Annotated in this window: 19 protein-coding genes; 15 read left to right on the forward strand and 4 right to left on the reverse strand. The window is 46.2% G+C overall.

Annotated elements, in window-relative coordinates:
* Positions 1–2 precede the first annotated feature (2 nt).
* From ACES2C_RS10030 to ACES2C_RS10075, 10 genes are all read left to right on the forward strand, one after another.
* Positions 3–1,178, forward strand: coding sequence for a glycosyltransferase (locus ACES2C_RS10030; RefSeq protein ID WP_374166801.1), 1,176 nt, complete (start codon positions 3–5; stop codon positions 1,176–1,178).
* Between the two features lie 11 nt (positions 1,179–1,189).
* Positions 1,190–2,329 (forward strand): XrtY-associated glycosyltransferase XYAG1, encoded by a 1,140-nt coding sequence (locus ACES2C_RS10035; protein WP_374166802.1) that lies wholly within the window; start codon positions 1,190–1,192, stop codon positions 2,327–2,329.
* Between the two features lie 7 nt (positions 2,330–2,336).
* On the forward strand, positions 2,337–3,113 hold the full coding sequence (locus ACES2C_RS10040; protein WP_374166803.1) for a glycosyltransferase family 2 protein: 777 nt from the start codon (positions 2,337–2,339) through the stop codon (positions 3,111–3,113).
* A gap of 1 nt (position 3,114) precedes the next feature.
* Positions 3,115–3,690, forward strand: a complete 576-nt coding sequence (locus tag ACES2C_RS10045; RefSeq protein ID WP_374166804.1) for a WcaF family extracellular polysaccharide biosynthesis acetyltransferase — start codon at positions 3,115–3,117, stop codon at positions 3,688–3,690.
* A complete protein-coding gene (locus ACES2C_RS10050; RefSeq protein WP_374166805.1) occupies positions 3,681–4,925 on the forward strand; it encodes a WcaI family glycosyltransferase in 1,245 nt (414 codons plus the stop codon). Before ACES2C_RS10045 ends, ACES2C_RS10050 begins: the two co-directional genes overlap by 10 nt.
* Before the next feature lie 118 nt (positions 4,926–5,043).
* The gene (locus ACES2C_RS10055) at positions 5,044–6,417 is read left to right on the forward strand and encodes a UDP-glucose/GDP-mannose dehydrogenase family protein (RefSeq protein ID WP_374166806.1); all 1,374 of its coding nucleotides are present in this window, start codon (positions 5,044–5,046) and stop codon (positions 6,415–6,417) included.
* Complete coding sequence (locus tag ACES2C_RS10060; RefSeq protein ID WP_374166807.1) at positions 6,356–7,345, forward strand: UDP-glucuronic acid decarboxylase family protein; 990 nt, start codon at positions 6,356–6,358, stop codon at positions 7,343–7,345. The genes ACES2C_RS10055 and ACES2C_RS10060 overlap by 62 nt, the downstream gene beginning before the upstream one ends.
* 10 nt (positions 7,346–7,355) lie before the next feature.
* The gene (gene gmd / locus ACES2C_RS10065; protein ID WP_374166808.1) at positions 7,356–8,471 is read left to right on the forward strand and encodes a GDP-mannose 4,6-dehydratase; all 1,116 of its coding nucleotides are present in this window, start codon (positions 7,356–7,358) and stop codon (positions 8,469–8,471) included.
* A 21-nt stretch (positions 8,472–8,492) separates the two neighbouring features.
* A complete protein-coding gene (locus ACES2C_RS10070; RefSeq protein WP_374166809.1) occupies positions 8,493–9,374 on the forward strand; it encodes a class I SAM-dependent methyltransferase in 882 nt (293 codons plus the stop codon).
* Positions 9,364–12,684 (forward strand): hypothetical protein, encoded by a 3,321-nt coding sequence (locus tag ACES2C_RS10075; RefSeq protein ID WP_374166810.1) that lies wholly within the window; start codon positions 9,364–9,366, stop codon positions 12,682–12,684. Before ACES2C_RS10070 ends, ACES2C_RS10075 begins: the two co-directional genes overlap by 11 nt.
* Here ACES2C_RS10075 and ACES2C_RS10080 read toward each other — a convergent pair.
* Genes ACES2C_RS10080 through ACES2C_RS10090 form a run of 3 tightly spaced genes read right to left on the reverse strand, consistent with a single transcriptional unit; the run spans position 12,638 to position 15,830 of the window.
* Positions 12,638–13,087: a hypothetical protein gene (locus ACES2C_RS10080; RefSeq protein ID WP_374166811.1), complete on the reverse strand. Its 450-nt coding sequence runs from the start codon at positions 13,085–13,087 to the stop codon at positions 12,638–12,640. The genes ACES2C_RS10075 and ACES2C_RS10080 overlap by 47 nt on opposite strands.
* A 23-nt stretch (positions 13,088–13,110) precedes the next feature.
* Positions 13,111–14,217, reverse strand: a complete 1,107-nt coding sequence (locus tag ACES2C_RS10085; RefSeq protein WP_374166812.1) for a hypothetical protein — start codon at positions 14,215–14,217, stop codon at positions 13,111–13,113.
* Between the two features lie 14 nt (positions 14,218–14,231).
* Positions 14,232–15,830, reverse strand: a complete 1,599-nt coding sequence (locus ACES2C_RS10090) for a gliding motility protein RemB (protein ID WP_374166813.1) — start codon at positions 15,828–15,830, stop codon at positions 14,232–14,234.
* A 288-nt stretch (positions 15,831–16,118) separates the two neighbouring features.
* Between ACES2C_RS10090 and ACES2C_RS10095 the strand changes: the two genes are divergently transcribed.
* From ACES2C_RS10095 to ACES2C_RS10115, 5 genes are all read left to right on the forward strand, one after another.
* On the forward strand, positions 16,119–18,434 hold the full coding sequence (locus tag ACES2C_RS10095; protein WP_374166814.1) for a hypothetical protein: 2,316 nt from the start codon (positions 16,119–16,121) through the stop codon (positions 18,432–18,434).
* Positions 18,435–19,548: 1,114 nt separating this feature from the next.
* Positions 19,549–19,833 carry a hypothetical protein gene (locus tag ACES2C_RS10100; RefSeq protein ID WP_374166815.1) on the forward strand — a complete coding sequence of 95 codons (285 nt, stop codon included), beginning with the start codon at positions 19,549–19,551 and terminating at the stop codon, positions 19,831–19,833.
* A gap of 102 nt (positions 19,834–19,935) precedes the next feature.
* Positions 19,936–20,496 carry a hypothetical protein gene (locus tag ACES2C_RS10105; protein WP_374166816.1) on the forward strand — a complete coding sequence of 187 codons (561 nt, stop codon included), beginning with the start codon at positions 19,936–19,938 and terminating at the stop codon, positions 20,494–20,496.
* 398 nt (positions 20,497–20,894) lie between these two features.
* On the forward strand, positions 20,895–22,283 hold the full coding sequence (locus ACES2C_RS10110; RefSeq protein WP_374166817.1) for an undecaprenyl-phosphate glucose phosphotransferase: 1,389 nt from the start codon (positions 20,895–20,897) through the stop codon (positions 22,281–22,283).
* Between the two features lie 176 nt (positions 22,284–22,459).
* A complete protein-coding gene (locus ACES2C_RS10115) occupies positions 22,460–23,239 on the forward strand; it encodes a FimB/Mfa2 family fimbrial subunit (protein WP_374166818.1) in 780 nt (259 codons plus the stop codon).
* Between the two features lie 116 nt (positions 23,240–23,355).
* On the opposite strand, the gene recA is transcribed toward ACES2C_RS10115, so the two are convergent.
* Positions 23,356–24,354 (reverse strand): recombinase RecA, encoded by a 999-nt coding sequence (gene recA, locus ACES2C_RS10120; RefSeq protein WP_374166819.1) that lies wholly within the window; start codon positions 24,352–24,354, stop codon positions 23,356–23,358.
* Positions 24,355–24,368 lie beyond the last annotated feature (14 nt).

Consider the following 24,368-nt stretch of genomic DNA (forward strand, 5'->3'; position numbering starts at 1 on the left):
TCATGAATGTTGTCCTGTTTACGCACCCTCCATTTCTTGGGTCTCAAAGCATGCCCCGCTTTGCAGGTATGCTGCTGGAGGGAATGAGAAGTAGAGGGCATCAAGTAGATGTCTGGACTCCCGAAGCTGCTTTTTTTAATCTCGCCCCCATCCCAGCGGCGAAAAAGTGGTTCGGATATATCGATCAGTACGTTGTTTTTCCATCCCGCGTTAAACGGCTGATAGAGAAAATGCCGGCCGATACTCTGTTCGTTTTCTCTGATCAGGCACTTGGCCCATGGATTCCATTGGTGAAAGCCAGGCCCCATGTTGTTCACTGTCATGACTTCCTGGCCCAGCGTTCGGCTTTGGGCGAAATTCCTGAAAATCCGGTCCGTTTTAGTGGGCGCAAGTATCAGAAGTACATCAGAAAGGGGTACCGGAGTGCCAAGAACTTCATATCTGTCTCTGAGAAAACCAGAGAGGATTTGCATCGCTTTCTTTCTCATACCCCAGTAGTCTCGGAGGTCGTGTATAACGGTCTGAATAAACGATTTCAGATTAAAGATCCGGCGAGTGCCAGGTCTATTTTGGGGAAAAGAATTGGTGTCGACCTTAGCCAGGGGTATTTATTACATGTGGGCGGCAACCAGTGGTATAAAAATCGACCGGGAGTAGTACACATGTATAATGCATGGAGAAAGATTTCTAAGCTATCTTTGCCTCTTCTTATGGTTGGAGAACCTCCATCGCCTGAGTTACTTAATACATCCAGTAACACAGCATATAAAGACGATATCTTGTTTCTTACAGCTATAAATGATGACCTTATAAATGATGCTTATTCGGGTGCGACCGCCTTTCTTTTTCCCTCGCTGGCCGAAGGTTTCGGCTGGCCCATTGCGGAGGCAATGGCGGCAGGTACGATCGTGATCACTACAGGTGAAATGCCCATGACGGAGGTTGCTGGTAACGCCTCTTTTTTGATTCCTGGACGTCCACAAAGTCAGGGAGAAATAGAGGCCTGGGCCCATAATTCTGCGAGAGTAGTTGAGGATGTGGTGAATCTTGATCCAATAAGGCGTGACGAGTTAGTTAAAGCTGGACTGGACAACGCAGCCCGCTTTGATTCGTCTGCGGCTCTAGACGCTATTGAAAGTATTTACAAAAGAGTGTTACAGACGGAAAAGTCTGAATAGTTATCGAGTTTATGAAGATTTTACATATAGCTCCTGTCTATAAGCCTGCCTACGTATATGGCGGACCTATTGAGTCTGTTGCAAAGCTGTGTGAAGGTCTCGTAAATGAAGGTCAGACGGTTCACGTATACACATCTAATGCGAATGGAGTGACGGACCTTCCGGTGGCCCCAAACGTGGAAGTTCTGGTGGATGGCGTTAGCGTTACCTATTTTAGAGCACTTTCTAAGTCCCCTACTTTTATGTCGCCCGCTTTATGGAGGGCGGTGTATTCAAATGCGAGCAAATATGACGTTATTCACATTCATTCCTGGTGGAATATTTTGGTGATCATTTCGGCACTTATTTGCACTTTTAAAGGGCTGAAAGTTGTATTTGCTCCACGTGGTATGCTCAGTCGCTACATTTTGAATTCAGGGCGGGCGTCAGTTAAGAAATTCATTCATCTCGGATTCGGAGCAAAGCTTCTGTCGAAAACGTACCTCCATGCTACTGCCGAGTCTGAATACCGCGAGTGCAATGAGCTCATTCCCGGTTGGAAGGGATTTGTCTTGCCTAATATTTTGAGCCTTCCTGAAATTGAGATAGTGCCGCCTGCAAACGACATATTCACGCTCGTCTACTTGTCCCGCATACACCCCAAAAAGGGGCTGGAAATCTTGTTTGATGCTATTAGTTCCGTGGAGTATAATCTGATCTTGAAAATTGCTGGCTCAGGTGAGGACGACTATGTCAGAAGACTTAAGGCTTACGCCGACCACCTCGGTATTTCTCACAAAGTTGAGTGGGTAGGATGGAAGAGCAGGCACGACAAGTATCTCGAATTTATGGCTGCCGACTTATTTGTGCTTGTCTCGAGGAACGAAAACTTTGCTAATGTCGTGATTGAGTCCTTGCATATGGGCACGCCGGTACTGATCTCTGAAGATGTCGGTCTTTCTGATTTTGTCAAGAAGGAGAACATGGGCTGGGTGAGCACGCTCGGCTCGGAAAACGTAAGGGATAATTTGACGGCAGCGTTTCTCGACGTTGAAAAACGGGAGCGGATCCGAAAAGAAGGGCGCGAGGTCATAAGGAATACTTTTTCCGAAAAGAAGCTTATTGGCGACTATATTAAACAGTACGAAAACTTTATTAGTAATCAAAAATAACGTTGCAATGGATATTGTAAAGTCAGATATTTTACAGGCTCTGATCTTGACCAAAAATGAAGAACCAAATTTGGGAAGGGTCCTGGAGCGATTGACATGGTTGGAAAGCGTCATCATACTCGATAGTTTTAGTACCGATAAGACATTGGATATAGCACGATCCTTCTCTAATGTCACTGTTTTTCAGAGACAATTTGATACTCACGCCCAACAATGGAACCACGGTCTTTCTTTGCTGAAGTCAGCCTGGGTACTTAGCCTCGATTCTGACTACGTTCTGCCGGATCAGTTCGTATCTGAGATAAATGGCTTCATCGCGAGGGAGGATGGAAGGGTGGCCTACTTTTCTAAGTTCAGGTTCCTGGTGTTCGGAAAGCCGCTGCTTAACGACAATACCACACCACGACCGGTACTCTTCAGAAAGGACAGCTGCATCTATTACGATGACGGACATACCCAAAGGTTACGAGTCAATGGAAGTACTGGTGATTTTGAATCCCGTATATTTCATGATGACAGAAAATCGCTCAGCAGATGGTTGAGTAATCAGGACGGGTATTCCTTAAAGGAAGCGCGTAAGCTTATGGCTGCAAAGGACGGACTTTCCTTCAGCTCTAAAATAAGGAAAAACAGAGTTGTTGCTCCTTTTTTCGTGTTTTTCTACTGCTTGTTCGTCAAGGGCTTGATTTTTAACGGTTGGCATGGATGGCATTATACCCTACAGCGGACGATGGTCGAGATGCTTCTGGCTTTGCGGCTCATTGAGGAGGAAAAGTTAAAGTAGTATGAAAATGACGGCTAAGTCGTTCGGTTCTCGCGTGAGACTCGACAACTTTGATGCAGCGAAGGATTTCCAGAGAGGAGCAGGCATCGTCAGGTTTTCCCTTTGGTACCTGGTGAAGGTGTTTTTCTTTCTAACCGCATTGCCCTTTCCATCCGGCTTTAAAGTATTGCTGTTGCGCATGTTCGGGGCGAAGGTCGGGCGAGGCTTAACCTTAAAGCCAAGGGTGAACATCCACTTTCCCTGGAAATTGTCGATTGGCGATTATGTCTGGATTGGTGAGGAGGTATGTATACTGAACTTCGAGACAGTGAGTATTGGTAACCACGTATGTTTATCCCAACGGGTTTTCCTTTGCGGAGGCAACCACGACTTTCGCGATCCTGCTTTTTCCTACAGGAATGGGCCTATCGTGCTGGAGGACGGATGCTGGCTGGGCGCAGGCTGTTTTGCTGGTCCGGGAGTGACCGTTGGAACAGACGCGGTAGCCGCAGCAGGATCGGTCATTACCTCGGATCTCTCTCCTAATGGCGTCTACAAGGGCAATCCTTTGATTTATGTTACCGAAAGATGGAAGTAAAGAAGCGAATATTATTACTTGGAATTAATTGTTTTCCTGAACTGACCGGAATAGGTAAATACACCGGCGAAATGGTTCAATGGCTCGCTGAGAATGGTTACGATACAACGGTGGTGACCAGTTATCCCTATTACCCTTATTGGAAGGTGCAGGCTCCATATTCGGGAAAGTCGTATAAGAAAGAGACCTATGCGGGGGGCCGGCTGACTCTCTATCGTTGCCCGATGTATGTGCCGGAAAATCCTTCAGGTCTGAAGAGACTGATACATGAGGCGACTTTCTTTTGTTCTGCCTTCTTTATTGTTTTCAAACTGCTATTCAAGAAACGGAATGACCTTATATTTTCGGTGGCACCGCCCTTTCATCTAGGCTTTCTCGCCCTTTTCTACCGCTTCTTTAAAGGGGGGAAAATAGTGTATCATATACACGATCTCCAGATTGAGGCGGCGCGTGATCTTAACATGCTAAAGTCGGATGGCATTTTCTCGGTTTTGTTCGCTCTTGAACGTTTTATTCTGAAGCGCGTCGATTTTGTCTCTACCGTGTCGGAAGGCATGATCCGGAAAGTTGCAGCGAAGGTTAATAAAGAGGTTATCTTATTCCCCAACTGGGTAAATACGTCCGCTTTTTATCCTCTGGAAAACCGGGATCAATTGAAGGAACTCTGGGATTACAGGCCGGAAGATAAGGTAGTACTGTACTCTGGCAGTATTGGAGAAAAGCAGGGGCTGGAGAGCCTCATTTCCATTGCAGGGGAACTTCAGTCGATTCCCGAAATCAAGTTTCTGATCTGCGGAACAGGCCCTTATAAAGAAAAACTGGCTTCTTTAGCGGAAAAGGCAGGTTTATTGAATATGCGTTTCCTGCCTTTGCAGGAGAATGACGTGTTTAACAAATTTCTCAACATGGCGGATGTGCATCTGGTATTACAGAAGGGAGACGCCAGCGATCTGATGATGCCTTCAAAACTCACTACCATTCTTGCAGTTGGAGGGGTAGCCCTGGTAACGGCGAATGAAGGGACGACGTTATGTGATGTTATGACGAAGCATCGGATGGGAAAAGTGATCATCCCTGAAAGCCGGGAAGCGCTTATTTCAGGTATAGTTGAGCTTTGTAACGATGAGGACCCATCATTTTACAGGAATAACGCCAGGAACTACTCCCGTAGTTTTCTGGACAAGGAAGGGATTTTACGAAGTGCAATGAGCAGATTTTTTAGTAATGTTTCCTGAGAAAATGTTCATTCATCCACGTCTGTATGAGCAAGAGAAAGTAGTGGATTCGCAATAAATTGGCTATATTAGTAAGAGACTTTTAATCAACATAAATAAAATTTAATACGCTCTAAAAATGAAAATTGCCGTAGTAGGTACAGGCTATGTAGGTTTGGTAACCGGAACATGCCTTGCAGAAACAGGAAACGATGTCACCTGCGTCGACATCAACCAGGAGAAAGTTGAAAAAATGAACAGGGGTGAGATCCCTATTTATGAACCGGGGCTTGAAATTCTGTTCTACCGGAACATTGCCCAGCGCCGGCTTGATTTCACATCCGACCTGGGAGCAGCCATCAAGGATGCAAAGATTATCTTTCTGGCCCTTCCCACGCCTCCGGGAGGAGACGGGTCGGCAGATCTGAGCTATGTATTGGGAGCCGCCAAAGATATAGCAAAGCTCATCACCGGGTATAAGGTGGTGGTAACCAAATCAACAGTACCAGTTGGTACAGCAGACAAAGTGAAAGCCGTGTTTAAAGAACATACGGATGTAGAAGTGGATGTAGTATCCAACCCCGAGTTCCTGCGGGAAGGGGTAGCCGTGGAAGACTTCATGAAGCCCGACCGGGTGGTAGTAGGAACCCAAAGTGAGCGGGCACGCAAGCTGATGGAAGAGCTTTACGCACCTTATGTACGTTCAGGGAACCCGATCATCTTTATGGATGAGCGTTCATCTGAGCTGACTAAATATGCAGCCAACTCCTTCCTGGCGACCAAGATCACCTTCATGAACGAAGTGGCCAACTTATGTGAGCGGGTAGGAGCAGATGTAGACATGGTGCGGAAAGGAATAGGCGCCGATGCACGTATCGGCAAGCGCTTTCTGTTCCCAGGGGTAGGCTATGGAGGCAGCTGTTTCCCTAAAGACGTACAGGCACTAGCTAAATCAGCGGCAGAAGCAGATTATAACTTCAGCATTCTGGAGTCAGTCATGGCGGTGAATGAAAAGCAGAAGACAGTGATCGTAGAGAAGATGCGCAAGTACTACAAGGGCGACCTGAAAGGCAAGAAGTTCGCCTTATGGGGACTTGCTTTCAAGCCTGAGACGGATGACATTCGGGAAGCGCCGGCCCTGTACATCATTGATGAACTGTTGAAGGACGGGGCAGAAGTGGTAGCGTACGATCCGGAAGCAATGGAAAATGTACGGAAACTAAAAGGCGATTCGATCAGCTATGCGTACGATGCTTACGAAGCTCTCCAGGGTGCAGATGCTTTGATCATCGTGACTGAATGGTCTTTATTCCGCACGCCTGACTTCAACAAGATCGAAGCTGGCCTCAAGGCAAAGGTGATCTTCGACGGAAGGAACCTGTACGACCTGCACCGCATGATCGACTGCGGATTTTATTACAACAGTATTGGCAGAAAACTAATTGAATCAAATGAGTCGGAAACGAATTCTGATAACAGGAGCAGCCGGATTCCTGGGGTCGCATCTGTGTGATCGGTTCATCAAGGAAGATTTCCATGTCATCGCGATGGATAACCTGATCACAGGCGACCTTCGTAACATCGAGCACCTGTTCAAGCTGGAGAACTTCGAGTTTTACAATCACGATGTATCGAAGTTTGTTCATGTATCAGGTGCTCTTGATTATGTCCTTCACTTCGCCTCCCCGGCCAGTCCGATTGATTATCTGAAGATCCCGATCCAGACGCTGAAAGTGGGTTCATTGGGAATCCACAACCTGCTGGGACTGGCGAAAGACAAGGGAGCGAGGATCCTGATTGCCTCTACTTCGGAGGTATACGGAGACCCCAATGTGAACCCTCAGCCCGAAGAATACTGGGGGAATGTGAACCCGGTAGGACCAAGAGGAGTATACGATGAGGCCAAGCGCTTCCAGGAAGCCATGACCATGGCCTACCATACCTTCCACGGTCTGGAGACCCGTATTGTGCGGATCTTTAATACCTACGGTCCCAGAATGCGACTGAATGACGGGCGGGTACTGCCAGCCTTCATTGGACAGGCCATCCGGGGAGAAGACCTGACGGTGTTCGGCGATGGAAGTCAGACCCGCTCCTTCTGCTATGTGGATGACCTGATCGAGGGGATCTACCGGCTGCTGTTCTCCGACTATGCTTACCCGGTAAATATCGGGAACCCCGATGAGATCACCATCCGGGAGTTCGGGGAGGAGATCATCAGGCTGACCGGCACCAAACAAAAGCTGATCACGAAGCCGCTGCCTGTCGACGATCCCAAACAAAGAAGACCGGATATTACCAAGGCCAGGGAGATCCTGGGATGGGAACCCAAGGTATCAAGGGCAGAAGGGTTGAAGATCACTTACGAATACTTCAAATCTCTTCCAAAGGATGTGATTGAGAAAATTGAACACAAAGATTTCACCAGCTATAACAAATAGAAAAGATTTTATGAAGAAAAAGGCTCTCGTAACGGGAATAACAGGGCAGGATGGCGCCTATCTTGCCGATCTCCTGCTTTCGAAAGGATATGAAGTTCACGGTATTAAAAGAAGAAGTTCGCTCTTTAATACTGATCGGATAGATCATCTCTATCAGGATCCTCATGAAGAGGACGTACGCTTCATTATGCACTACGGAGATCTAACTGATTCAACCAATCTGATTCGTATTATCCAGCAGGTTCAGCCAGACGAGATTTATAACTTAGGAGCAATGAGCCATGTTAAAGTAAGCTTTGATACGCCCGAGTACACGGCGAACGCTGACGGTATAGGGACATTGCGGATTCTTGAGGCAGTACGTCTCCTTGGACTCTCAGAGAAGACCCGCATTTATCAGGCCTCTACCTCAGAATTGTACGGCCTTGTTCAAGCTGTTCCTCAGTCTGAAACAACTCCTTTTTATCCTCGTTCCCCATATGCCGTTGCAAAACTTTACGGCTATTGGATCACGGTGAACTATCGTGAAGCTTATAATATGTACGCATGTAACGGCATTTTGTTCAACCACGAAAGTCCCCTCAGGGGAGAGACCTTCGTTACGCGAAAGATTACGCGGGCGGTCGCAAAAATTGCCTTGGGAATGCAAAGATGCTTGTACCTTGGCAACCTGGATGCGAAACGTGACTGGGGCCATGCGAAGGATTATGTTGAAGCCATGTACCTGATCCTGCAGCAGGACAAGCCCGAGGACTACGTTATAGCAACAGGAATCACCACTACGGTTCGTGATTTTGTTAGTATGGCATTTGCTGAGGTTGGTATAACTCTTGAATTTGCAGGCGAAGGGCCGGGCGAAAAGGCTTACGTAGTCAGCTGCTCAAATCCGGATTACCAGTTGGAGCCAGGAAAGGAAGTGGTGAGTGTTGATCCGCGCTACTTCAGACCTACGGAAGTAGACCTCCTTATTGGTGATCCGACCAAGGCGAAGACCAAGTTGGGGTGGGAACCCAAGCACGACCTGGCCGCTCTTGTGAAAGATATGATGGAAGCAGACATTGAATTGTTCATGAAGGAAAGAACTTTGAAGGATCTGGGTTATGAAGTAAAGAATCAGTTCGAGTAAAACAATTTTAATTTTACACCTATGATGCAGCAGCTGAACCGTTATCTTGATCCAAACGCTCAGATCAGCGAGGGGAGAAACTATCTTGAGTGCCCAATTGAAGCCACCACCGAGGGCTTGAAGGCGAATATTTACTATTTTAATCAGCCGGAGTGGGCGGAAGAGTATCTGACCTATTGCCACCGAAGCGAGGACTTTAAGAGCAGATGGATGGCTGCCATGGGCGATTGGAATGATAAAATAGTTCTCGACATTGGCTGCGGACCTGGCAATCTGTCAGCAACATTGAAAGGCAAGCCCAAGGTTTTGATCGGAGTTGACGTAGCGCCGGGATCTTTGAAATTAGCTGCTGCTCACGGTTATATCCCGGTACTTGCCGATGCTACGAATCTTCCTTTTATCTCTGGTTTTGCCGATATCGTTACTCTGAATGCCACCCTGCACCACTGTGATGACATGGAAGCAATATTGAAGGAGGCTGCCAGATGTGTAAAACCGGGAGGGCTGTTAATCACAGATCACGATCCTCAGTATAGCGCCTGGAACTACAAAGGCCCGGCCAGACTCGCGTGGGATGCTCGCCTTCTTCTCTACAGGCTGACGGGCAGGGGATTCCATAAAACGGATACTCAACAGTATTGGGGGCTAGCTTGCGAAATTCATCACAAGCCGGGCCATGGCGTGACAAAGGAATTTTTCAAAGAGGCGTTGGAACCGATGGGATTTGAGGTGCAGATTTATCCACATAATCATACTGTCGGCGCTGAAGTTCTGACAGGTGTAAGGGGAAAAGCGGAATTAAAGTACCGTCTTGGTAATTTGCTGTCGGGACGAAATCCTGCTTCTGAGGGGAGTGCCCTAACATTGATGTGTGTTGCACGTAAGAAGATGAATGAAAAATAAGGTACTCATAATGCTTTTGTCTGTGCTATCCGCCGGTGGATGGGCGCAGGCCGAGGTACCGCCGAAAGATAATCTTATCAAAATATCTTTCTTCCTGAGAACCGCTGGCTTCGTTACATTGGTGGTTGAGCGTCCGGATGGGACAAGGGTACGAAATCTCGTGTCAGAAACTTGGTATCCGGCCGGGAGGAATAACATCTACTGGGATGCTAAAGATGACTTAAAAAGAGACGCGGATGCAGCAAGCCGGGGAGTTTATCACGTGCCCGGTACGTTTGTAGCACCTGGCACCTATAGGATTAGAGGACTTGTAAGGGGTAAGATTCGACCCATCTATGAATTCTCTGTCTATGCATCGGGAAGCCCGCCCTGGAGCACAAAGGATCATACTGGAGGATGGCTCGCCAACCATAGTGCGCCCATGTCTGCTCTTTACGTACCTACCAGCCATTCGCCTGCAGGAAGGCCGTCTGTTGTACTCGGCTGTTACATAACAGAAGGTCCTGATGGTATTGTCTGGGTGGACTTAAACGGGAATAAGCTCGGAGGTAAAAAGTGGCTTGGTGGAGCATGGACGGCTGCGCCCTTTCTTGCGAAAGATGAAGGCGAAAATCAGGTTCCTGGGGATCTGTTTTATGCCGCCTCAGTATGGGGAGAGTCGAAGGGGCTAGTTCGAGACAGGGAACTACGAGTCACATCCCTAACAATGAAGCGCGACAGGAAAGTTGCTGTACTGAGGTTGGCTGGAGAAGGTATTGCTGCTGCCAGGCCTCAGGACTGCATGGGTGGGATAGCGGCAAACAATGGCCTCCTTGTTGTGAGTTTGCCGATCCTCAACGAATTGATTTTTATTCGTGCTTCAGATGGAAATGTAATCGATACAGTGCGAGTGAAATCACCTCGGGGACTTGTATTTGACAGCAGTGGCAATTTATTGCTGATTTCAGAGAAAAGCATTCTAAGATATAAAAGAGGCGTAGGGGGAGAGCCAGAGGAGCTTATCACGAGCGGCCTTGTAGCTCCCTTTGGAATTACTGTGGATGATCAGAGTCGCATTTATGTTAGCGACAGGGGCGAGAGTAATCAGGTTAAGGTCTTTAGCCCAGATGGACAACTTATTCGCTCTATTGGTACACCCGGTCCTCCCGCTTCCGGAAAGTACGATCCTCTTCATATGAATAATCCTGCTGGTCTTGCTGTGGATCAGGAAGGAAAGATATGGGTAACAGAACAGGATATGCTTCCGAAGAGAGTAAGTGTATGGAACCAGGATGGATCATTTTTTAAGGCTTTTTACGGCCCCGCAAAATATGGAGGTGGTGGGACGCTCGATCCGAATGATAAGAGCAAGTTTTATTACTCGGAGGGCGCCGGAACAATGCAGTTTCAACTAGATTGGCAACAGGGTACGTACAGCTTGGAGAAAGTGCTGTTGAGGCGGCAGCCTATTGATTCTCTGAGAGCTTATAGAAGTAGCGCCCCGGAAACACCCCTAATATATGAAGGTTATCGCTATTTTACCAACTGCTATAACACAAATCCGACTAACGGTCATGGGACGGCGTTTTTGTACCAGGAACGGGGAGGCACTCTTTATCCTGTAGCAGCAGCAGGGAGGGCGGCTGAGTGGGATATCCTCAGTTCTCCCAGATTCCTGAAAGATATTCCCGGGAATGTGTACTTAAAGAGTAAGCCTGGACGTAAAATATTCTTTCTATGGAGCGATATTAATTCTAACGGTAAGCCCGATCCTGGTGAGGTTAGTTTTCTTGCTGCTTCCGGGGCTGGCATAACTGTGATGCCTAATCTCTCGTTCTGCGTGTCTAATCTCGACGGAAAAGCAGTAGTGTTCAGGTCAAGGCGGCTTACCGGCGACGGTGTACCTGTATATGACTTGCGCGATTCTGCAGTGCTGGTGAGCGGCGTGCTGCCTCCAGCCTCAACAGGAGGAGGACAAGTCCTATTATTTCCTGATGGGCACTCAATTGTGACGCTGGGCGTCAAACCGGGGGAGAAGCTTTCAGTTTCCGGTATGAAGGACGGCGTTTTGAAGTGGACTTACCCATCGCTGTGGCCAGGTTTGCATGCATCTCACTCTGCTCCTTCCCCACAGTTTAGGGGAGAGCTGATAGGAACTACACGCATATTGGGTCCACCCTTCGCTGTGAAGCCTGATGTTACTTTATGGGCTCTTAACGGCAATCATGGGTGCGTTTATATATTTACCAGTGATGGCCTTTTTGTAGCCAGCGTTTTTGATGTCATTAGGAGAGGTAAAAGATGGAGTATGGATCGTGCTGTAAGAGGAATGGAGCTGAGCAATGTTACCTTAGGCGAGGAGAATTTCTGGCCCACGATAACGAAAACATCTGATGGGGAGGTGTATATGGTGGATGGAGGCCGTTCTTCAATAGTGCATTTAGAGGGGATTAAAAATATCACCAGGCTCCCCAATCAGCAAGTTTATGTAAGTTCAGGGACAATTGCCAGGATTAAGAGCTATTTTCTCTCTCAGGAGGTGCAGAGGCAAAAAGGGGAGCAAAATAAACTTTTGCTGTCAGTTGCTATAAGAGACGATAGCATCAGAACAGACGGGGTATTGAACGAATGGACCAGGAGCGCGTTTGTGGAAATAGACAAAGGAGATGGGCAGCCGAGCGCAATGCATAAAAAGGCTAACCGAGGAGTGACGGCCGCTCTCGCTATTTCCGGCGACCGGCTCTGTGTAGCTTATCGGACTGGGAATCCCGCTCTATTACGGAATTCCGGAGAAATCGCTAATGCTCTGTTTAAAACAGGCGGAGCGTTGGACCTGATGCTTTCTGTGAAATCAGCAGTATATGCTCCTAAGAAGACAACTGGTGAAGGAGACCTTCGTCTGGTTGTTACTCGTGTGAAAGGGAGATTGCAGGCTGTGCTTTACGAAAGCATGGTGCCGGGGACTCTACCTGCAAATAGAACTGCGTTTTCATCTCCTTCTCAAACCGTTTATTTCGACCGGGTCAGGGATGTGAGTCAATACGTCCGGTTGGGTGAAAAGGCCGGAGATTATGAGATCAGTATCCCCCTTGCCCTACTTGACCTTAAGCCTATCCCGGGCATGGAGATCAAAGGAGACGTGGGGATATTAAGGGGAGATGGAGCCGAAACGGTGGCGCGTCTCTACTGGGCTAATAAAGCAGCCGGACAAACCGCCGACCTCCCCTCAGAAGCGTTGCTGAACCCATCTTTGTGGGGCATACTGCACTTCGTTGCGGACGATGTTAGAAGTCCTGGTAAAGATTCCGAAAAGCGCTCCGAAGCCCGATAGTCAGCCATGACGTTTTTTCGTTCGTTCGTTCGTTTTTCTCGTTTCTGTAGATAGCGCCCGCTTCTATTCGTAAATTGAATTTAGGGTTTAGAAGATATGAAACCCTGCCGTCGAGGTAATAGAGGTCAGTCTTCAACCCCTGTCCGGTCTTGCTGCCCGCAGCCCCTATATTACTTGTATTAAAAATGTCCTTTCCGTAATTAACTCCTGCTTCATTCAGGCCATAAGTGGAGTATAAGAGCTCACCTGTAAAGCCAAACCTCTTTATTCTATACGATAGGATGCTGAGCGCTTCTTTAAAGTTTGCACCTAATATATGGCCTAGGGGCTGGTTATAGTGTGCATAATTTAAGAGACGATTAGACTGTGAGAATGTGTACGGTTTTACAGTGTTATATTCCACCAGGTAGTCCAGATCTTCTGCTCCTAACAGATCAAAGCCGCTAAAACCGAGCTGGTATCCCCACCGGTCTTTCGCGTCTTTTTTAAGCCGTCAGATACAGCCTGTCCGTAAAGAATTGTTTTGGGCAGTAACTCATATTTCCCAGTAAGTCCTATTACAGTATTTTCACTGCCCGATGAGATGGCGGGGTTTAGGAATATGAGTGGATTGAGATATTCAAGCTGTACATTATTTTTGCTGCCCGCCTGATTTTGAACCTCCCATATCAGAGCATCGAAGAATCCAACCGACAGTCGTTTTGTGATATTCCAGTCGAGATAGTGGAATACAGCACCCTTTCTTCGATTGCCTGTTTCATATGAGTAAGCCGGTACAGTGGGGTCCTGAAGAGAGGCCCACACCCCAGTATACTGCACATTCTTGTAATTTCCTGTGACCTTCAGGAATGGATAAGGAGAACTGACGTCTGATAAAAGCAGCGAACGATAGCCATCGCCTATAAAAAGTTTGTCATATGCAAATGTAATATTGATGAAGCTGGCGGGTGTGTAAGATATGTTCGCTGTCACGTATTGCCAGTCTTTCGTCTTTTGGCGGGTTCCGTAAAATTCATTTGTCTGTCCAGGTACAACCAGATATTTTTCAGTGAAGTCCTGGTAATAGTGGGGGAACACTCCCTGGTTTTCAAATCCGCTGGTATAAAACGAGAACTTTTTACCCACAGAGCCTCCAAGCTGGTAGCCTCGGGTGTTCTGCCACGTTTTCTTCTTTTCTTTCAGATCCCTGCCTATGATCATGTCGGGCAGGAAGTCGCCGTAAAAGGCATAGTCCTTTTTATTCACCTGAATAAGATGTTCGTTGAAAAGCTTTCGTGCGATCCAGTTCCGACGGGTGCTGTCTACTCCATAATTTAAAAGTGAGTCAGTGCTTAAGCTGATAGTGCTATCTTCGCCTATGAACCACGGCTTTAAAGCGCTATGCATACGGGTAGACTGGTTATGCAACTGCTTGTTCATCTCGCGGTAGAAATGATACGAGTAGGGAAGATACCCGGTTTGAGACCAGGCTTTCTGATTTGCTATGATTAGGAATACTATAATAAAAGTAGTTAAAGTACGATTCTTTGTCATCTTTGCGAGTTGAATTAGAAGTCCTGGTAAAGCTTTTGGAACGAACTGCGGAGGCCTAGAGTAAAGATAGTTGCCACGTTCTTTTCTTGTCGGTTTCTTTCGTTCCTGGTCACCACACCAGCCTCCAGACGTAGATTGTATGGGGCGTTTAACAGGTATGCCACTTTGGTGTCGGTGTAATAGAGATCGGTGCCTAAGCCCTGCGCAATATAATTCCCCTTACTTCGAGCTGGCTGGGTATATTTTTTAAAGATGTCTTTGCCATAATTCAGCCCGTTTTCATCCAGGCCATATCTCGAGTATAGAAGTTGGGTGCTGAGCTCGATTCGTCTGAGCCGGTAGCTTAAGATGCCAAGTAGTTCGCGGAAATTGGCGCCGTAAGGATGTCCCAGCGGTTCGTTGTAGTGGGCGTAATTGACTACCGAAACTCTTTCGCTGAAGGTATACGGCCGGACGGTGTTGAATTCGAACAAATAATTAACACCGGATATCTTGAAGGGATCGGCTCCCCTGACGCCTAGTTGTACGCCCCATTTGTTCGTAGAACTTCCGTCAGATGAGAAAAAGCTCTTTGACTGGAACTCGTCCAGCGCAAACTGGCCATAAAGCGCCATCTTATCAAATAATTTATACTTTGCAGTAAAACCCATTACCGCGTTATCAGGGGAGCCGCCGTCGGACTCAACGGGCCTTAAGAATATGATAGGACTTGCATATCCCCAATCAAAACCCCTCTTGTTACCTAAGCTATCCGCTGTTGCCCATACTACTGCATCAAAAAAACCGACAGAAAGCTTCTTTGTAATATTCCAGTCCAGGTAGTGAATAACGGCCCCTTTCTTCCTGACCGCCTTTTCGAATCGGGGAGCCGAAGGATCCTCTAATGCATTCCACATTGCGGTATATTGGACGTCGCCGAGCGTCCCTGTTAAACGAAGGAACGGGTGAGGGGAGGCAAAATCGCTGAGCAATAAAGATCGGTATCCATCCCCAATAAAGTTCTTGTCGTATCCCGTATGTATGCTGACATACTTCACGGGAGTATACGATACGCTGCCTGTAAAGTATGTCCATGTGTTTTCAGCAGGAGATTGGCCGTCGAGTAAAGTCACCTGCTTGTGCTGACCCGGTATTACTGCGGTTCTGGAAATATATCGACGATAGTAAGGAGCGAACCTTGCTTTGTTAAAGAAAATACTGGTTTGGAAGGAGACTTTGTTACTGATTGTTCCTCCTGCTTGTAGCCCCATAGACGTAAGCCACACATCTTGCTTGTTCTTTGTGTCTCTCGCCATGACAAAGTTGGGCAAAAGGTCAGTATATAGTGATGCCTTTCCTCTTTCGAATTCGGCCTGATGCCGGCCATAAAATCTACTAGCCCAATCCCTGTTCAGGGTGTCAGGATGTCGCTGCGAAAATGCAGGGGCACTAATAATACTATCTCCTGTTGCATATGGCTTCATTGCCGTATGAGATTTATTGTCGGAGCCATACAGGCGGCTCGTTAGCATGTCGTAGCTATAAAAAGAATAGGGCTGGTAGATTGGTTGGGCAGTTGCAGTGATTCCTACAGATACTAAGACAAGCAATGCCAGTATGGTAAATTTATTCATTGATCTTGAATATAACGGAAGAAATAAAATAGCAAGTTAAATAAACAGATATAAAACTTGCGGAAAAAATGTTTGCGTAAAGCTTTTTTTCGCTGTAAAGATGGAGATTTTTTTCTTCTTATTTCAAGAACCTATGCTTGGCACTTTCGTATAAGAGGATAAACGTTTATTTATCTGTTATACTTAATGCTCCGTTTATATAGCTTTCGTCTCGCTGCACGTTTTTTTTGCCCGCTGTTGCTGGGGTGTCTTTTTCTTGTCTGCGGTCGATCATATTCCCAAGTAGCGATGCCCTTTAAACTCCGGTATCATTCAGAGCAAAAGGGGGATATCGTTTTTGTCTCTAACTCTATTCTTGACTACGACGGACGTACACCCCAAAGTGTTGCTGAGCTCCCGCCTTCCGGGTTGAGCGAGAATAATACAACTGGTTACAAGTCTAAATATATTGACATAGACTCTTCTCCTGAGACATTCAGCTCAAGTTCCGCTGATCTCAATTTGCCAGATTGCTCAACAATTACTTTTGCTGGTTTGTACTGGGGAGGGAGTGCGTCTAACTCGAACCCCCACTACTCGCGAAGGGGGATCGTTAAACTTAAACTGCCCGGAAGTTCAGAATATATAGATATCAGTGAGGATGAGGCGTGGTTGAGTCAGCATTTTAAAGACATTACCGCTTTAGTTAAGTCCGCTCCTTCTTTCAATGGTACTTACACCGTGGCAAATATTGTTGCCGACCAGGGGATGAGCGATAAGTTCGCGGGCTGGACCATCGTTATCGCATATAAAAATAACCTGAAGCCGCAACGTGATCTTTCAGTCTTTGATGGCGAAGTATATGTTGAGAAGAACATGAAGCAGGTTAGTGTCTCAGGCTTTTCTACACCTCCTGTCGGACCAGTTTCCGTTGATTTTGGTTTTGTCGCCTATGATGGGGACCGGGGACGTAAGGGTGATTACCTTGCCGTTAATGGTCAGCCTGTTTTCGACCAGACCCATGAGCAGGACAACACCTTTAACAGCTCTATTTCAGACCGTGGCCAGGTTGTAGCCACGCGTAATCCCGCGTTTAACAATACCCTGGGTTATGATGCCAGCATTATAACAGCAAATAACGAAACGTATCAATACCTCTCTAATAACTCTCATGACGCTACAATAACAGTGGTCAGTAACAACGAAGGGGTGTATGTTGGAGTACTGACCTCTGCAATAGATATTTATAACCCGCTGATACAATTTACTCATGATTACGTCAACCTAACGAGTTCAAAGAGTACGGTAACGGTAGGCGATGTGATTGAGATGACGTATAGTGTCAAGAATACCGGAAAGGACTACAGTACACGCACTGTTTTCACAGACACAATTCCCTCTCTGATGTCTTTCGTCAAGGGATCTTTGGAGGTCCTTTCTCCTGATGGCACATGGTTGAAGGTTACTGATGAGAAGGATGGAGACGTTGGAGAGTACATTGAGAGTGAAAGAAAGCTCGTACTTCGTTTGGGACTTAAAGCTGATGCTTTAAGAGGAGGGGAAATTCTTGCTTCGCAGGAGTTGAAAATTCGCTATAAAATGAAAGCGACCGAGAATTGCAAGCTGTTGTACTGCGGCCCTGCACCAATATCTAAATTCGGATGGCTGAGTTATTCGGGTAATGTGAATAGTTCGGATTCAAAGATTATTTCATCCTCGCCGCCCTCATCTTTAGATGGATGTTCTGGCTCTTCTGCCCCTCTCGTTATTCAATGGGAGCCCTGTGCCCCTGAAGTTATAAATGACCTGCCACTGAACATTCTCTGTAAGAATATGCCTGTGATTTTACCCGACGGGGCCGCACTTTACGCCTTGAATGACACACATTTTACTCAGCCTATCACTGCTCTTTCCGAACCTGGCCCATACTTAGCGCGGGGACTCTACCCCGGAGGTTGCACTTACACCTACCACGTGATCGTTACTACGGACTTTCTTTCAATTGAGAAGCATCCCGCTTCTGTTGAAGTGTTTGAGGGAGATAATGCTTCTTTTGTAACTGAAGTGAAGGGAGGAAATGCAAGCGTCCAATGGCAAGTAGATACTGGAAACGGCAGCTGGGTCGATCTCGCTGGAGGTGGTGGTCTCGCTTTTTCTATGCCTTCAGTCCCGTTCACTTCTAATGGCTACAGGTATCGGGCAAAAGTGACTAATGGATGCTCTGTCATTTATTCAAATGAAGCTGTTTTAACAGTTAAGAAAATTGTTGTGTCTCCGCCGCCGGTTGCCGAGCGCGACACGCTTTATGTTCCAAATGCCTTTAAACCGGGTAGCTCTGTCGCCGAATTAAGACAATTTATGGTAAAAGGGCACGGCATTGCTAAGTGGAAATTGAGAATATTTAACAAGTGGGATCAGCCGATCTGGGAGACAGACAAGCTCAGCGAAGACGGCAGGCCGATTGAAGGCTGGGACGGTACGATGTTTGGAGGCCCTGCCCCTCAGGGAGCGTATATGTGGCTTATTTCTGCCACATTTAACGACGGTAGAGAGTGGCAGGGATCGTCAGGTTACTTTAAGAAGTCAAAGCCGAAGTGTTCTGGCGTTTTATACTTGCTGAGATAGGCTGTACGAGTGGTCTGCTACTCTATCGGCGGGTAGAGAGGTGGTTCTTGCAAACACAGATTAAGGCTGCCGGGCTGATGTCTATTCCTGGTAATAAAAATGTGAATTTCAGAATTTTCAGGCTTCACATTATAAAAAAGGCTAGCTTATTTGCTGTTGAATATTTATCATTTTGAAGAGATAGATCTTGAAAAAAAGATTCCTATTTAGAATAATTATTAAAATTTCCTTATAAAAAACAGTACTTTTATATGATTGTTAGTGTGGTGGGTTTTGTGTACGGACTCTTAAATCAAACCACTTATGCTATGAATACTATACCTACTGATGGATTAAAATTGGGAGCCCCACTTGGCACTGTCCGCTCTAACGTTAGCCCAATGCACAGGTGTCCTAAATGCAAGTCATATACGAATCATCGTATAGCAAATGGAAAGCTGGTTGACAAGATCCTTTTCTGGATGTCTCTAAAGAGATACCATTGTCGTCAATGCGATCACCGCTTCTATATACAGGGTAGATAGTTCAGTAATGGATGTTTAAATTTCTCCGCAGGGGATAACCACCTTGTATTCTTCTGAGACCGTAATACGGTTTCTGCGTTATGGCCGGCTAACTTGATCTTCTGGTGCAATATTTGTATTATTACTGTCGTTGTTGTTTCATCTACTTATTTATCTACCTACAAAACGAAAGACATGACAGCATTAATATTATTAATTGCCTTCCTTTATATATGGATATACGAAGAGCTTATGCGGGCTGAACCTGACCCCGAAGAAGAAGACGATTTCTGACCTGCTTTAAACGCCTTAAATTCGAGGGTTAAAGGCGTTTCTATCTTTGCAATTCGGTGGCCGTTTTTCTTTAGTTTTTTAATGAAAAGATAAAATTACTTTGTCTTTAAATAATTGCTATTAAATTGATTAGAGTACTAGGTAATGTTCAGAGAATACTATATAATTGCGACGTAACTTCTCGCCTAAGTCCTTAAAACCTGGTCCGGAAGTTTTCTCCTGCTTATATTGCCAATCTGCAGGTTCTGCCTTTCGGTTTTTTGCGCCGAAGAATCTTATTAATCAATTTAAGCTGTTAAAAGACAGAAGGAGGATTTATGCCATTAAAAGAATTATTGCTCAAGAGTTCAAGTTTTAACGCCGTTCTAGACCGGTTTAATGTAAAGCCTGGCGACTTTACCATTAAAGACGAGCCTTTGCTCCTTGAACGGATCAAGTCAAAGGCGGAGGATTCGCTCCGTGAATCGGTTCTCATCGAGGCAATAAACGCCTCGGGACGGATAAACCTCTTAGGCACCATCTACTGCAATCTTTCAAAGGGCCTTGCTGTATTCGAGCTCGACGTTGCAGAGCCTGCAGAGAAGGGTGCAGCTTTCGTCTAGACTGTACGGGCGGACCTGTGTTTAAAGGTTCGCCCCAGTTCTCCCCCGGGGAAAACCATTATTGGTCTTATTCGTTTGTTTTCAAAATAAACAAATCTGATCATGCCCGAGGAAAAATTGATTTCAGCTCCAGATGAAGAATCTTTGTGGTTGAAGCTTACAGCAGATCTATCTGCTATCCCTGACTTGCTGGAGTATCATGCGACACTGCAGCAAGACGAGATGAGAGTGCTTTTAGACATAGAAATTGACCCGGGAGGTGGATTTGAAGGCGGCTACGGCTATACTTCTTTCTCGTCTTTCTTGTTTATGGGGGGCGACTTTCGTTTTGCCATCCATCAGCAGTCCTTCGTGGATGAAATCGGTAAGTTTTTCGGCATGCAGGACGTCAAGCTAGGATACCCTGAGTTTGATGAAAGGTTTATTGTAAAAACGAACGATCCCTCTAAATGTCGTGCTCTGTTTGAAGATGTCGCTTGCAGGTCTATCCTTCAACAACTTCCTGACTGTTCCTTTGGTATCGTGAGGTATGCGCTTCAGGATAACCCCGATTCTGTACCCTTCCTGGAACTACGTCTTGATGAAGCGGTCACTAATCCAGATCTCCTTCGCTCTGCCTACGCGGCTTTTTCCCACGTGCTAAACAAGCTGAATTTACAATAAGAGCCTTGCTCGTCGCGCTGCTTTGATTATTAATGCCACTCTACTGTTGGGTACAGGAGCTGCGTATTCCCGAAGCGTTCCGTCGCATAAGTAAATATCGTGCCATGATTTCGATTTAGCTGCGGAGGAAGTTTTTTTAGAAAAGTGCTGTTTTTAATCACTTTACCGGTATCATTTTGTCTTTGTGTGCAACCTGTGCTATCGCGCAGTAATCAGTCGCGGGGAAAATTGGGTAAATATTTTCTGAGAAAGGTCATTTTTTTGTCGCGCTAAATTGTTAACATTTTATTAAAAACTTATTTTAATTAAAAATATTTCATTAAAATCGTTTTCTTCAAAGAAAAATGTTATAATTGCATGAAATAACGCTCAAAAAATTAACGCTCAACTTAACGCTCATGCAGACTCGCTATGTGTACGTGTTACGCATTGTTTTGCTTGTAACCGACGTCCTTTTTGTTAATGCTGCTTTTGTTTTGGCCTACTACTGTCTTTTTGGGCAGGTCAGTGCTATTTTAGCTCATCCTTATAAAAATTACCTGATAGTTAGTAACCTGATCTGGTTTTTCTCATCCAGTCTGCTCGGCTTGTACCGTGACGCAACTCTTGAACATCTTGTCAATATTTATAGGGCGACCTGGAAGACCGCCGCTTTTCATGCCATTCTCTTTGCGTTTTATCTTCTGTTCTCTAATAGCGATCATGTGCCCAGAAGTTTCGTTCTTGGCATGTACGGAACTATCGCGCTTTCTTTACTTTTGAGTCGTTTTTTGGGGACGGTGATCGAGTTCATGCTCTTCCGGCACTTTAATGTTAGCAGGCCCGTTGCCGTTTTGGGGAAGAATAATACCGGGCTGCGTCTAGCTGGTTTCCTCGAAAAGAGCCAGAACTTCAAGTTCGAAGGCTTCCTGCCTGAAGATGAAACGATGTACGTAGACGGAAGCGGATCTTTGGTTCCTTCTGCCTGTAAGGAAATAGCAAGGGCAGCTAGCAGGGGTATTAAAGATGTCTATGTTTCTTTGACTCCCGAACGTATGCCTGAAGCCAAATATCTTTTGGAGGAAGCAGAGAAGCAATGTGTTAGACTTAAGTTTGTTCCCGACCTGAGCGGCTCTCTTGCAGCTCCGTTTACCATAAGCTACCTGGGAGAGTTTCCCGTCATCAGTCTGAGAAAGGAACCCCTGGAGAATATTCAGAACCGGTTTAAGAAACGCGCCTTTGATGTTGTGTTTAGCTCACTGGTGGTCTTATTTGTCCTAAGCTGGCTGGTGCCCATTATCGCGGTCATTATTAAGCTTCAAAGTCCTGGGCCAATCTTTTTTAAGCAGTTAAGGAGCGGACGGAATAACGAACCTTTCTGGTGTTACAAGTTCCGGAGCATGCGCATGAATAACGATAGTGACAAAAGGCAGGCGACAAAGAACGATAATCGTATTACCCCAATAGGCAAATTCCTTCGTAAAACCAGCTTGGACGAGCTCCCTCAGTTTTTTAATGTGCTTATTGGTAATATGAGTGTGATCGGTCCGCGTCCGCACATGTTAAAGCACACTGAGCAGTACAGCGCCATAATCGATAAATATATGGTTCGTCAGTTTCTTAAACCGGGAATAAGCGGTTGGGCCCAGGTCAATGGTTACCGGGGTGAGACCGAGGATCCAAAACTCATGGAGAAGCGAGTTGAGCATGACATCTGGTACATGGAGAACTGGAGTTCTATGCTTGATGTGAAAATAATTTTCATGACGGTAATTAACGTCGTGAAGGGCGAGGAAAACGCGTATTGAGTTATTTTTATTTCCTTTGTTGAAAAAGTTATTATATTTGGCGAAAACTAACGCTTTTCGCTATGAAAGGAACAATATTAACCTTATTCGCCGTAGCCTTATTTCTTTGTGGGTGCAGCAAAAGTACCCCTGGTCCCAAGGCTGATCAATCTAAAACCTTTTCAATTAATTTCAACTTGGCAGGCCTGTCCCAGACGGTCGTAGATTACAAGCAAACCGGCAGCCTGTCAACCGACCCTCCATCTGCCTTAAAGGACTATGTACATTACCTTAGTTACTTCATCTTTGGATCCGACGGGAAATTTGTTCGTACTATCAAGCAGACCGACACGTCTCCATCGTTCGGTCTCATTAGTGACAATGTGCCTGCGGGAGATTACACCGTTGTTTTTGTTGCCTCCAAGTACGACCTTTCTTTTGGGGCCACGACCACTCTGAGCACCGCCCGACTTTTTAGTACGGCGATTGACGACGATATATTTTTCAAAAAGATAACGCTCACAGTTGGAAGCAAAGATATTTCCCAGAGCCTCGTGCTCGACCGAGTTGTAGGGTACGTGGAGGTTGCGCTTAAGGAGACACTTCCCTCTAATGTCGCTAAGGTGGATTTTGCGATCCAGAATGATTATGCTAACCTCCTCTTTTCTACCGGCAGCTTTACTATTGCCGGTGTGCCCTCCGAGAAGCGCCTCTCGAAAGTTCTATCGACAGAGGAGGAGAGGACTAATATCACGTTCGGAGCTACTGTGCTGAATGACACCGGCAATGTGATCGTTCAGATAATCTGCTATAACTCCGCAGGGACGGTTATAAAGGAAGTAAAGGTTCAAAACGTTCAATGCGTAAAGAATAAAAGGACAGTCCTTTCGGGGAAGGTTTTCGCCTCTGCGACAGGCGGTTTTAGCGTTTCTCTCAATACGCTCTGGGATAGCGATCCAATCTCCGTCAGCTTTTAGGAGAAGTCTTTATAATAGTATACCGGTTGTGCTACATGCAGCGCAGTGATAGCACAATAAAAAAAGGGACGTCTCTGATTTAAAAGACCGTCCCTTTTTTATAGCTGGAAAAATAATTACTCTTGCTCGCCTGTTACCGCTGTCTTTATGCGTTCTTCGAGTTCTTCCATCAGGTCCGGGTTGTCAAGTAGCAATTGCTTTACGGCGTCCCTGCCCTGACCTAATTTGGTGTCGCCGTAGCTAAACCATGAACCAGATTTCTTTATGATCTCATAGTCTACTCCGAGGTCAATAATCTCTCCGGCCTTGGATATTCCTTCTCCGAACATAATGTCAAACTCGGCAACACGGAAAGGAGGTGCTACTTTGTTTTTAACAATCTTCACTTTTACCCGGTTTCCTGATACCTCGTCTGTGTCTTTGATCTGAGAAATTCTGCGCACGTCAAGTCTTACAGATGAATAGAATTTAAGGGCGTTACCCCCGGTAGTTGTTTCCGGGTTGCCAAACATCACACCGATCTTATCACGCAGCTGGTTGATAAAGATGCAGCAGCATCCTGTTTTTGATATGGTGCCCGTCAGTTTCCTGAGCGCCTGCGACATAAGGCGGGCCTGAAGTCCCATCTTCGAGTCGCCCATTTCCCCCTCGATTTCCCCTTTGGGTACAAGAGCCGCTACTGAGTCAATAACAATAATATCTATAGCTCCCGAGCGAATCAGATTGTCAGCAATTTCGAGTGCCTGCTCTCCGTTGTCCGGCTGGGAGATGAGTAAATTTTCAATATCGACGCCAAGCTTGCTTGCATAGAATTTATCGAAGGCGTGTTCTGCATCGATAAAAGCGGCGATACCGCCTTTTTTCTGGGCCTCTGCAATGGCGTGGATGGCAAGCGTTGTTTTACCCGACGATTCTGGCCCGTAGATTTCTATAATCCTGCCTTTGGGAAGGCCGCCTATACCGAGGGCAATGTCTAAACCCAGGGACCCGGTAGAGATGGCTTCGATCGGCTCGACTGCAGTATCGCCCAATTTCATAATGGTTCCCTTGCCATATGATTTTTCAAGTTTATCAAGCGTAAGCTGTAAAGCTTTTAATTTATCTGCGTTGCTCATTTATTTAGTTCTGT

The organism is Arcticibacter sp. MXS-1, assembly GCF_041902385.1.
Taxonomy (GTDB): Bacteria; Bacteroidota; Bacteroidia; order Sphingobacteriales; family Sphingobacteriaceae; genus Arcticibacter.